10 protein-coding genes and 1 tRNA gene are annotated in these 11,619 nt (G+C 38.5%); 3 read left to right on the top strand and 8 right to left on the bottom strand.

Annotated elements, in window-relative coordinates:
• Positions 1-20 precede the first annotated feature (20 nt).
• Entirely contained in the window at positions 21-740 is a 720-nt protein-coding gene (gene radC / locus F886_RS18345; RefSeq protein WP_081402320.1) for a RadC family protein, read from the bottom strand.
• A 99-nt stretch (positions 741-839) separates the two neighbouring features.
• Between radC and coaBC the strand changes: the two genes are divergently transcribed.
• The gene (coaBC, locus tag F886_RS18350; RefSeq protein WP_005309537.1) at positions 840-2,093 is read left to right on the top strand and encodes a bifunctional phosphopantothenoylcysteine decarboxylase/phosphopantothenate--cysteine ligase CoaBC; all 1,254 of its coding nucleotides are present in this window, start codon (positions 840-842) and stop codon (positions 2,091-2,093) included.
• A gap of 64 nt (positions 2,094-2,157) precedes the next feature.
• Here coaBC and secF read toward each other — a convergent pair whose 3' ends face one another.
• From secF to queA, 7 genes are all read right to left on the bottom strand, one after another.
• A complete protein-coding gene (secF, locus tag F886_RS18355) occupies positions 2,158-3,123 on the bottom strand; it encodes a protein translocase subunit SecF (RefSeq protein ID WP_081402321.1) in 966 nt (321 codons plus the stop codon).
• Positions 3,124-3,131: 8 nt separating this feature from the next.
• Positions 3,132-5,033, bottom strand: coding sequence for a protein translocase subunit SecD (gene secD / locus F886_RS18360; protein ID WP_005309542.1), 1,902 nt, complete (start codon positions 5,031-5,033; stop codon positions 3,132-3,134).
• A 51-nt stretch (positions 5,034-5,084) separates the two neighbouring features.
• The gene (yajC, locus tag F886_RS18365) at positions 5,085-5,414 is read right to left on the bottom strand and encodes a preprotein translocase subunit YajC (RefSeq protein WP_003655131.1); all 330 of its coding nucleotides are present in this window, start codon (positions 5,412-5,414) and stop codon (positions 5,085-5,087) included.
• Between the two features lie 97 nt (positions 5,415-5,511).
• Complete coding sequence (gene tgt / locus F886_RS18370) at positions 5,512-6,645, bottom strand: tRNA guanosine(34) transglycosylase Tgt (protein ID WP_004638765.1); 1,134 nt, start codon at positions 6,643-6,645, stop codon at positions 5,512-5,514.
• A gap of 153 nt (positions 6,646-6,798) precedes the next feature.
• Positions 6,799-7,368, bottom strand: a complete 570-nt coding sequence (locus F886_RS18375; RefSeq protein WP_005309546.1) for a LemA family protein — start codon at positions 7,366-7,368, stop codon at positions 6,799-6,801.
• Between the two features lie 83 nt (positions 7,369-7,451).
• Positions 7,452-8,480 carry a hypothetical protein gene (locus F886_RS18380; RefSeq protein ID WP_005309549.1) on the bottom strand — a complete coding sequence of 343 codons (1,029 nt, stop codon included), beginning with the start codon at positions 8,478-8,480 and terminating at the stop codon, positions 7,452-7,454.
• Positions 8,481-8,710: 230 nt separating this feature from the next.
• Positions 8,711-9,748 carry a tRNA preQ1(34) S-adenosylmethionine ribosyltransferase-isomerase QueA gene (queA, locus tag F886_RS18385; RefSeq protein ID WP_005309552.1) on the bottom strand — a complete coding sequence of 346 codons (1,038 nt, stop codon included), beginning with the start codon at positions 9,746-9,748 and terminating at the stop codon, positions 8,711-8,713.
• Positions 9,749-9,929: 181 nt separating this feature from the next.
• Here queA and F886_RS18390 point away from each other — a divergent pair.
• Together F886_RS18390 and F886_RS18395 are read left to right on the top strand one after the other, a co-directional pair.
• Positions 9,930-10,016 (top strand) — tRNA-Leu (locus F886_RS18390).
• Between the two features lie 144 nt (positions 10,017-10,160).
• Positions 10,161-11,078, top strand: coding sequence for a hypothetical protein (locus F886_RS18395; RefSeq protein ID WP_005309555.1), 918 nt, complete (start codon positions 10,161-10,163; stop codon positions 11,076-11,078).
• Positions 11,079-11,619 lie beyond the last annotated feature (541 nt).

An 11,619-nucleotide genomic window follows, 5' to 3' on the forward strand; every position in this document is an offset into this window, starting at 1 on the left:
TTAGTTAAGCTTTGTCAATATTATTGAACTGATATTGTTGCGGGGTTGAGCAGTTGTTGTTCAGCAAATGAAAAGCTTCCTTCTGGAGAAATAATAAAATGATCCAAGAGGTGTATTTCGACAAGCTTGCATGCATTTTCCAGTTGTTGAGTTAATGCAATATCTTCAGCAGAAGGCTGTGCTGAACCAAATGGATGATTGTGTGCAATAACGAGCTGGCAAGCATGCTGTTGTAAGGCGTAGCGTAGGGTTTGATTGACCGAGACTGCACAATGCTGCACTGAACCAAAAAATAGCTTTTTAAAATGGAGCTTTCTTAATTCTGAGTCTAGACACAGCACGGCAAAGACTTCTTGTTTTTCACCTTTTAATTCATAGCGTAAATAATCCAAAACTAAATCAGAAGAGTGAAGACTAAGATTATTCTTCTGAAAGTGATGATCGAGATAACGCCGTCCGAGTTCTTTGACTGCCAGTAATTGAGAATATTTCGTTGCTCCAATTCCATTAAATTGAGTTAATTCGCTTAACGATGAATCAAATACTGCATTTAGGCTACCAAAATGTTGAATGAGTAAACGTGACAATTCGACTGCTGAATGTTGCCTTGAACCTGAGCGAAGAAAAATCGCCAATAGCTCTGCATCAGAGAGACTTTGAGGGCCTTGTTGTAATAACCGTTCTCTTGGCCGCTCTTGTTCGGGCCAATTTTTAATAGAAGTATTCATATTCCCCAGCATAATTCGCTTAAAATTTTATTTTGTTTGCCCAATCAATCTTGGGTCTGCGCGTATTTAATGCTATTGTGAGCGCCACTGCAACAGTAAGGTATCCTGTTCGTGAGCTTTGATCTAAGTGTTATTCCTCATAAAAACATCGTTTTAGCTGTTACTGGCGGAATTGCTGCCTATAAAAGTGCCATCTTAGTCCGCCGCCTCAAAGATTATGGCTTTGATGTGCGTGTAGTCATGACACATGGTGCTCAGGCATTTATTACCCCACTAACTTTTCAGGCTCTTTCTGGTAATCCTGTCCATACTGAACTTTTAGACCCTGCGGCTGAAGCTGGAATGGGACATATTGAATTAGCACGTTGGGCTGATTTATTACTGGTTGCGCCTGCAAGTTGCGATACTTTGGCAAAATTTGCGCATGGTTTAGCAGATGACTTGCTCAGTACAATTTTTTTGGCAACAAAATCTCCTGTATGGGTTGCGCCTGCTATGAACCAACAAATGTGGGCGGCCAAAGCTACACAACGAAATTTACAAACCTTAGTCGAAGATGGTGTGCATGTGATCATGCCAGATGCGGGTGAGCAGGCCTGTGGTGATGTTGGTTTAGGTCGTATGCCAGAACCAGAAGAAATTGCTAAGCAAGTAGCTGGCTATTTCCATCAGGCTCAACGTGCAATTGCTGAAAAATTTGGGTTGTTGGCAGGTAAGCGAGTTGTGATTACTGCTGGGCCAACACGTGAAGCAATTGACCCTGTTCGTTATATCTCGAACCACAGTACTGGTAAAATGGGCTTTGCTTTAGCGGCTGCTTGTTACGCTGCTGGTGCACAAGTGACTTTAATTGCTGGGCCTGTAAGTTTAGATACACCGAATGGTGTAAAAAGAGTAAATGTTGCTTCTGCAAGACAGATGTTAGATATCAGTATGGATTCGTTAGAAACAGGCTGCGATATCTTCATTGCAACCGCCGCAGTCGCAGACTATCGTGTAGCAGAAGTTGCCGAGCATAAAATTAAGAAGGCAGGGGATGAGTTGAATGTTTCCCTTGTAAAAAATCCAGATATTGTGGCAACCATTGCGGGTCAGGAAAAACGTCCATTTATGGTGGGCTTTGCAGCTGAAACACAAAATGTTGAAGAATATGCGGCAGGAAAACTGGTCGCTAAAAAGCTCGATATGATTGCATGTAACGATGTGTCTCGTGCAGATATTGGTTTTGCTTCTGATGAAAATGCGATGACAGTTTTCTTTGCTGAAAACTATCACATGAAAAAGCGTGAGTTAGAAAAAGCATCTAAACAAGAAATTTCTCAACAGTTGGTTGAAGCAATTTCGGATGCATTACGCCGTAAATAATATGTTCTAAATAAAAAAACCGCGAATTAATCGCGGTTTTTTTATATGTCTTACTTTATCCAACTTAAGGAATGTCATCTTCAAATTCAGGTTTAACCTGAACGATGAAGTCCTGACGGTTAAGACCACGCCATAAGGCAAATGCTGTACCGATATAGATTGAAGAGTAAGTACCTACAAAGACACCAACAAACATTGCAACAGCGAACCAGTGTAGACCATCACCACCTAAGAACATCATTGCTAGAACGACAAGCAATAAGGTCATTGATGTATGAATGGTACGACGTAAAGTTTCGGTTAAAGCAATATCGACGATTTCACGAGGAGATGCACCGCGAATTTTACGGAAATTTTCACGGATACGGTCTGACACTACAATGTTATCGTTAAGCGAGAAGCCAATAACAGCAAGTACCGCAGCTAAAACTGTAAGGTCAAACGGCCATTGGAATAATGCAAAAGCACCAATAATAATGATGATGTCGTGGAATAAAGACATTACGGCACCCATCGCGAGTTTAAACTCGAAACGGATCGTCACGTAGATCAACATTAAAATAAGTGCAAGGGCAACCGCACCAGCAGAGCGAACATAAAGCTCGTTACCAACTTGACCACCTACAGAGTCAACTTTATGAACTTCTGCGGCATTGTTTGGCAGCTGTACAGCCTTAGTAATCGCGTTATTAAGATCTTCAACCTTAACTTCTTGTACTGGCATACGCACAAGTAAGTCTTTATTACTACCAAGTGTCTGTACTACAGCATCTTTAAAGCCAGCTTTGTCGAGCGCTTGAATAACGTCAGACTGGTTTGCTGGTTGAGCATAGTTAAGCTCAGCTGAAACACCGCCTGTAAAGTCCAAACCCAGGTTAAGACCTTTAGTTACAATAAAGAAAATACTCGCCAATGTAATCAGGATCGAGAAGATTGCCGCAGGTTTGGCAATCTTCATGAACGGGATGATTTTTGCATCATCCGGACGTCCATATTGTTTTGAATCTTGTTGAGTCACTTTAGTCATCATCGATCTCCTTAAATGCTCAACTTTTTCAAGTTACGGCGTTTGCCATAAATGATTTGTACAATTGCGCGAGTCACTGTAATTGCAGTAAACATCGAACACACAATACCAATCATTAATGTTACGGCGAAACCTTTGATCGGACCTGTACCAATTGCAAACAAAATGAAAGCAACGAGGAACGTGGTTAAGTTCGAGTCAAAAATGGTGTTATAAGCTCGATCATAACCGGCCACAATGGCTTGTTTGGGCGATGCTCCCCAGAGCATTTCTTCTCGAATACGCTCACATATCAATACGTTCGCATCGACGGCCATACCAATGGTAATAACGATACCAGCAATACCTGGTAAGGTGAGGGAAGCCCCAATCCATGACATGACTGTTAAAATCATTGCCAAGTTAACAACAAGTGCAAAGTTAGCGATTAAACCGAATAGACGGAAGAAAACCACCATCCAGATTGCAACAAGCAAGAAGCCGATTTGAGTTGATAATACGCCTTTATCAATGTTTTCTTGACCAAGACTTGGACCAACCACACGTTCTTCAACAAAATACATTGGCGCAGCCAAAGCACCTGCACGTAGCATTAATGCAAGCTCTGATGCTTCTTGAGGAGAACTTAAACCGGTAATACGGAAAGTTGAACCTAAAACGGCTTGAACAGTTGCAGCATTAATGACTACAGATTCAGTGTAGGGAGTACGAACTTCTGTTTGTGCACCAGTTTTAGGATCTGTGACATAAGTAATTTTTTGCTTATTTTCGATGAACAATACCGCCATGCGTTTACCAACAGCATTACGAGTTGCATCGGACATAAGCTTACCGCCAGCACTGTCGAGGGTAATATTTACCTCGGCACCACCAGAGTCTTGACTAAAGCCAGAGCTTGCATTTTGAACACGCTCACCAGTCAAGATACGGTTACGTTGCAATAAAAGTTGACGACCGCTATCTAAAGACTCATAAGCAAAAACTTCTGTGCCCGGAGGTAAAGGTTGACCATTATATTTACCTGTATATGGGTCAATATATTGATCATTTGAGTCAGAAACTAAACGGAATTCGAGGTTTGCAGTACGGCCTAAAACACGTTTAGCTTCAGCTGTATCTTGCACACCCGGTAATTCAACAACAATACGGTTGCTACCCTGACTTTGTACCAATGCTTCTGCAACACCAAGTTCGTTAATACGATTACGTAATGTTGTTAAGTTTTGGTTTACCGCATATGACTGGATTTCTTGGCGACGTACATCGGTATAAGTAAGCTTTAAAGTAGAACCTGTAGAGCTTGCTAATGCCTGTTGGGTATATTCATTCCCATTACGACGTAGAAAATCCATTGCTGCATCACGGTCAGCATTGTCAGCAAATTGAACAGTGATTACATTGTTTGTTAAAGCAAGACTATTAAATTTGATCTTGTTTTCACGGAACTGACGACGCAAATCGGTGGCAGAGGTTTCCATACGTTGGGCAACGGCTTTGTCCATATCTACTTCAAGCAAGAAGTGGACACCACCACGTAAGTCCAAACCAAGTTTCATTGGTTTTGCCCCAATTTTTTGCAACCATTCCGGTGTGGTCGGTGCAAGGTTTAGGGCAACAACATATTGATCACCTAAGTCACGGCGTAATACTTCTTTTGCTTTCAACTGCGCTTCAGAAGAGCTGACACGCAAGAGGGCAGCATTATTTGTAAAAGTATTATCGTGACTTGCAATATTTGCTGTTTTTAAAATTTGCTCTGCTTTTTGCACCACACTTTGATCAATTTGGGTACCAGCTTTGGCACCGGAAATTTGAACGGCGGGCTCATCCGGATATAGACTAGGCAGTGCGTATAATGTACTGACTACCAGAACAACCAGAATCAGTAAATATTTCCATGCAGGGTAACGCATTCGCTTTCTTCTTAAATGAAAAAGTCGTGCTAAAGCACGACTGTTTTATGATTAAAGGTTATTTAGAGTGCCTTCAGGTAATACTGAAATTACGCTGGCACGCTGAATTTTTACTTCTACACCACGGCTAAGTTCAACAACTGCATAGTCACCTTCAATTTTGGTCACTTTGCCCATTAAACCACCAGCGAACACAACTTCACTACCTACACCTAAGCTTTCGATTAAAGAACGGTGCTCTTTAGCACGCTTTGCTTGAGGACGCCAAATTAAGAAATAAAAGATTGCAACGAATACAACAATCATCAAGATGTTTGGCAAAATACCTGTAGTTGGGCCAGCTGCCGGTGCTGCATGTGCAGCAGAAATTAAAAAGCTCATTTTGATTTCCTAAAGTTAAAAATATGAGTCAGATACCTGACATAATCCTAATTCGTTTTGCAATTTACCTTGTCTTGAGGTTGAGCGCAAATCGGGCTTATTCATCAACCGGACATGGTGGAACTTCTAAACCACGGCGGGCATAAAAGTCCTGAACAAATTCATCAAATGTGCCATTCTCTAATGCATCACGCATACCTTCAGTTAAACGTTGGTAATAACGTAAGTTATGAATGGTACCGAGCATAGACGCTAACATCTCTCCACATTTTTCAAGATGGAATAGATAAGCACGGGTAAAGTTCTTACAAGTGTAGCAATCGCAATGTGGATCGAGCGGACTCTGGTCATGACGATATTTACTATTACGAATACGTACCAGACCATCAGTGACAAAATAATGACCGTTTCGCGCATTACGGGTTGGCATTACACAGTCGAACATATCGACACCGCGGCGCACAGCTTCAACGATATCTTCCGGTTTACCAACGCCCATCAAGTAACGCGGTTTATCTTGTGGCATTTTGCTTGGTAGATAATCTAAAACTTTGATCATCTCATCTTTAGGTTCACCTACAGATAAACCGCCAATCGCATAACCGTCAAATCCGATTTCAAGAAGACCATTTAAAGACTCATCACGTAAGTCTTCATACATACCGCCTTGAATAATGCCAAATAATGCGTTCTTATTTTTGAGCTCATCATGATGATGGGTTTTACAACGTTTTGCCCAGCGTAAAGAAAGCTGCAATGATTTTTGTGCTTCTTCATGCGTTGCAGGATAAGGTGTACATTCATCAAAAATCATGACAATGTCAGAGTTCAAAACCTGCTGAATTTCCATAGAAATTTCAGGTGATAAAAATACTTTTGAACCATCAATCGGTGAGCGGAAAGTAACACCTTCCTCTTTGATTTTGCGCATTGCGCCAAGACTAAAAACCTGGAAACCGCCAGAGTCAGTCAAAATTGGCTTATCCCATTTAATAAAGTTATGCAAACCGCCGTGTTCTTTAATCACTTCAAGACCCGGACGCAAATATAAATGGAAGGTATTTCCTAAAATAATTTGTGCCTGAATGTCTTCGATATCACGCGGTAACATACCTTTGACTGTGCCGTAAGTCCCCACTGGCATAAAAACAGGTGTTTCAACAACACCATGCTCTAAAGTTAAACGACCACGACGGGCGCGCCCCGACTGACCTAATTTTTCAAACTTCATCTAAAAATCCTGAACACGAGCAGAGGCGAAGAAACAGTTCGCTGCTAAAAAGAGAGCTATTTTCCTTGATTCTGCGATGTAGTTCTACTACTAAATGTAGCTGGTTATAAAATAGATAAAATTTCCGACAGGTTAGGCCCTATTTTTTTCCTATTAAAAATTAGGTTTATAGTCAAAATTTTCATTAACAAGATTATCCTTAAAGGGACGAATCGCTTTCTTGGATAAAGTTAATGTATTGATGAGATTGTTAGGGAATACTTCAATCTGGTTGTTGAACAGCTCGACATTACGGTTAAAGATACTAATCGCAGCACCTACATTTTCGTTTTGTTCCTGAATGTCGTCCATCATCTTACTATAGAGTGAATCGGCTTTAAGCTCGGGGTAGTTTTCAACAACAATATTTAAGCTGCGAATTAGTTCTTTGCTCATTTTTTCGATTTGTTGGAGCTGAGAAATATCAGTGTTATTCACATTTAAATTAAGAATTTGCTGACGTAGTTCGGTGACTTTTTCTAATGTCGATTTTTCAAAATGAGTATATTGATTCAGTGTTGTTTCAAGCGCTTCTAAAGTCTTTACCTTTTGACGTTCGAAATTAGCAACCTCAGACCAAGCACGTTTGGTCGCATTAAAATAACGTACGATGGTATTACGGATGTGAACGCCCCAGACGATCAGTACAACAAAAATCCCCAGGAAAATAAATAAACCAGTCATGGTCAATTCCTTATTGTTATTCCCTCAGTGTACTTTTGACTTCTCATTTTTTAATGAGACGGCAATCAAGTCATACGAGAGATTTATTTAATTAAGTTCAACATTAATTGCTGAAATTTTTCATATTGCGGCATGGTCATGGTACGCAAGTGCCCACGCAATGCTGAAACATCATGAATTTCACTTTGCTTACTGGTGGTCTGAAAAAGATTTTGCTCACCCAGATAACACAAAATTTGTTCTTCGTGATGATAAATTAAATCACCTTTAAAGTGCTGAAAAAAATCATTTAATTTTAAAGTTAGGCTCGGACTGACTTCTTTGGCTAACTGGTGTTGATTAACCCCAAAAATATTAAGTTCTTGGTTAATTAAAATATCGCTACTTTGCCATTTACTGCTGTAGGGAGTAAAAAACCGAGAACGTTGATTGCTAACAGCAATACCCAAAGCTGGTGTTTGAAATATAAAAGCGCCCCATAAATCTTTATGAATTTCTTTTATAATTTTTTTATCGCTATTTTGGTCTTGAATAATAGGGATTTCATTAACGTAATGATATTGAAACAGCAAGACTTGATGATCGGTTACACCATCGTTCCATGTAGCCGAAGCAAACTGAGTAATTTCGTTAGACTCAGTCCCTCGGTTAAACAGTGGGAAATATTGTTTTAATTTACTCAGAACTAAAACTGGCTGAGCATGCATGGGAAGATAAGCGGGTAACTGCTGAAACTGTAAACCGTAACGTAAAACAACCATACGCTGTTCTAGATAATGGATAACTTGCGTTAAAGGTTCTTGAGATTGATAGAGCAAATACGCTAGAAACCCTGTTAAAAAGGCGCCTAAAAAGCTCCAAATATATTGAATATGTGGATGAAGAAAATAACCAAAACCTAATATTGTGATGCTACAAATGGCGAGTAAATAGGGGAGCACATTAAAAAAGCGAAGGTTGTGATCTTCACGCCATGGATGTAAAGCATCTAAAAGATCTTGTGCTGAATGAGATTTTTGCCCAGCATCCCAAAGTCGAGCGATATTACGAAAAACCTGTGTATTTTTTTTACGCCTTATATGAAGGGCTTCTTGTACAGTATCGATTGGCACGGAAGTAATAAGTTCATTATCATAAAGAGCTATTTTTAGATTATCTTTTAAATTGAAAGAGATAAATACTAAATTTTTCTAAATTGAGAATTTTTCTTTAAAAAATTAATGCCTGATTTCATCGCTAAATTTCTGCAACTCACACAGCTAAATTCATTATTTTTTATTGTAAGTACTTGGGTTGGATTAAACCTCGAATTAACTTATAAGGTTTAACCCAGCCTTAGTATTTAAACGTCTAATTTATCAACCAACATTGCATCGCCATAACTAAAGAAACGATAGCGGCTTTTAACTGCATGTTCATAGGCAGCCAAAATGTTATCTCGATTTGAAAGCGCTGACACCAACATGAGTAGGGTAGATTCTGGTAAATGGAAGTTGGTAATTAAACGGTCTACGATGCAGAACTTATAGCCCGGATAGATAAAGATTTGTGTGTCGCCAGTCCAAGCCGCAATTTTACCGCTATGGGCTTGAGCTGCACTTTCCAAAGCACGTGTTGCAGTTGTACCAACGGCAATCACTTTATTGCCACGTGCTTTAGTCGCCAAAATTAAATCAATGGTTTCTTGAGGTACATCACACCATTCACTGTGCATGATGTGGTTGGTAATGTCATCGGTACGAACAGGCATAAATGTGCCAGCACCGACGTGTAAAGTCACAAAAGTTTTTTGAACATTTTTTTGTTCTAATTTTTCTAAAAGTGTTTCATCAAAATGCAAGCTTGCAGTAGGTGCTGCAACACTAGCAATTTTCTCTGGGTTATGAAAAACCGTTTGATAACGTTCGGTGTCAATTTCTTCTGCTTCACGGTTAAAGTAGGGTGGAATAGGTAACTGACCATATTGCTCAAGGACGGGCAAGATTGGCTGTGAAAACTCAACCACAAATAAATTTTCGTGACGGCCACGGACAATCACAGGAATATTATCTGCACCGACATAAAGCTCGGCACCCGCTTTAGGCGAGTTGCTCGATTTAATATGACAATACGCTGTGGTGTGGTTCAGCATGCGCTCAACCAAAATCTCAATAGCACCACCTGTAGAACGTTTTCCTTTAAGTCGTGCTTTCATGACTTTAGTGTCATTGAGCACTAGCAGATCACCTTCTTCGAACAGATCGATAATGTCTGTGAACATGTGATCGTGATATTGACCCTTTGAGTCTAAGTGCAACAACCGTGAAGCACTACGTGATTCAAGGGGATAACGGGCAATAAGTTCATCAGGTAATTCAAAGGAAAAGTCAGACAGTTGCATATTTAGAAAAAAAACCGCAAAAATTGGGCCTAGTATAAACTTTTTCGCTTTTTTATGGCTGTGCTTCTGGCTTAAATCATGAAAAATGTTTAAGTGATCTAAAAGTGAACGATAATATTCACTTAGGGTTTGACAAGTTTTACAAACGCGCTAATATACGCAACACAAACATACTTCCTCTCCCGAGGTGGTGAAATTGGTAGACGCGGCGGACTCAAAATCCGCTGTCAGAGATGACGTGTCGGTTCGAGTCCGACCCTCGGGACCAGATTCAGAATCTATTAGATTCTACGAAAACCCCTAAGTTAACGGCTTAGGGGTTTTTTGTTGGGCTAATTTTTATTGTAGAAAGTTTAGAAAAGCTTAGATACTATTGCACATCAAGACTTTATAATAATTTTTGGGGTGAGGGATGAGTGATCCTACATTAACAAATAAGTTCAATGAGGCTTATAAGTCTTTTAATAAATTATTTACTGTAATTGATAATTATTATACTCCTGATTTTGCTGGCTTTGCTTCAACTAGAATGAATGTTTTAGAAAGCTTTAAAAAAGATATAAATACGTTATTTGAACAGTTTCTAAAGGATGGTAGCCTTGAATCAATAAATTTTAATATTATTAATTTTTATATAGGTGATTTAGAACATGTCATTGAGAGTCTTACAGTAAACAATGACTCGAATAAAATAGATAAATATTATGGGGAGCTTATTGATATATTAGAAAAATTTTTCAATGAATTAAGGGCTAATTATTCAAATAGAGAAATAAATAAAAAAATTGAGTATTTAGATACAAGTATTAAAGATGTAAATGAGTTAAAAGAGAAGATCAAGAATAAAGATACACATGATATTTATGAGTTGGCTGCAAATGAAAATCAGGAAAGAGCAGATATTTCTAGAATGGTCTTCATACTTTTAATAGTGTTTTCGATAATTCTAGTTTGGTTTTTTTCTGTTACCAAAACATATTTTTCTCTAAAAGAATATGATTATTGGTTTTTTAAGGGAACATTAGTCTTAACTTCTGTAACTCTCATTACTTACTTTTTAAAGCAATCAGTTAAATATCAAAAGATTGCTGACCAATGTCGTCAGACGAAGATGGAATTAGAAGCTTTTCCAAGTTTTGTTGCAAGTTTTACTACCGAGGACCCTCAAATTATTGAAATTAGGAAAGAGCTTGCATTGAAGTATTTTGGTAGAGAGCTTGATAATAAAACAAATGATGAAACAAGTAATATCTTGCAAGATCAAATGAAAAACACTACTGAAATGGTTAAAGCAGCTATGGAAATACTTAAAAAGACAGGAAGTAATTAGACTAAAGTTACCTCTATAAGGTCTTAAGAATTAAGAAAAATATAGATTGTTAATAGTATCTTGGATACTATGTAAGCAACTTGACTTTGATAAGAAATTTTTAAATAAGGGTGGGTGAAAATGCTTTATATTCCATATGTTTTAATGGGTATTTTGTGCGTTTTATGCTGGACAATACTCTGGTATATCATCAGACCTACTAGCTATTTTCTAGTGAAAGAAAAAACACCTTTTCCAAGGCTTCAAATATTTCTGCATCATATTTTAGCAATTTTTATTTTATTTGTATTACTAGCTATTTTTATTCCTGGCGATGGAACTACTCAACCATCTAATATAGATATTATTCTATTTCTTCTCAGTATTGTTGGCACTATTACCTTTTTAATTTATTTTGGAAAAAATAAAATAGATTTGATTAGAAAAAAAGAAGAGGTGATAAACAATCAACCTGTTCAACCTGTTCAACCTGTTCAACCTGTTCAACCTGTTCAACCTGTTCAACCTGTTCAACCTGTTCAACCTGTTCAACCTGTTCAAC

This window comes from Acinetobacter sp. NIPH 542, from assembly GCF_000369825.1.
GTDB lineage: Bacteria > Pseudomonadota > Gammaproteobacteria > Pseudomonadales > Moraxellaceae > Acinetobacter > Acinetobacter oleivorans.

What these genes read in the sequence shown, in the direction of transcription:
- radC (WP_081402320.1), bottom strand. Translation starts at nt 740, where the DNA reads ATGCTGGGGAATATGAATACTTCTATTAAAAATTGGCCCGAACAAGAG.
- secF (WP_081402321.1), bottom strand. Translation starts at nt 3,123, where the DNA reads ATGATGACTAAAGTGACTCAACAAGATTCAAAACAATATGGACGTCCG.
- secD (WP_005309542.1), bottom strand. Translation starts at nt 5,033, where the DNA reads ATGCGTTACCCTGCATGGAAATATTTACTGATTCTGGTTGTTCTGGTA.
- yajC (WP_003655131.1), bottom strand. Translation starts at nt 5,414, where the DNA reads ATGAGCTTTTTAATTTCTGCTGCACATGCAGCACCGGCAGCTGGCCCA.
- tgt (WP_004638765.1), bottom strand. Translation starts at nt 6,645, where the DNA reads ATGAAGTTTGAAAAATTAGGTCAGTCGGGGCGCGCCCGTCGTGGTCGT.
- F886_RS18375 (WP_005309546.1), bottom strand. Translation starts at nt 7,368, where the DNA reads ATGACTGGTTTATTTATTTTCCTGGGGATTTTTGTTGTACTGATCGTC.
- queA (WP_005309552.1), bottom strand. Translation starts at nt 9,748, where the DNA reads ATGCAACTGTCTGACTTTTCCTTTGAATTACCTGATGAACTTATTGCC.
- F886_RS18395 (WP_005309555.1), top strand. Translation starts at nt 10,161, where the DNA reads ATGAGTGATCCTACATTAACAAATAAGTTCAATGAGGCTTATAAGTCT.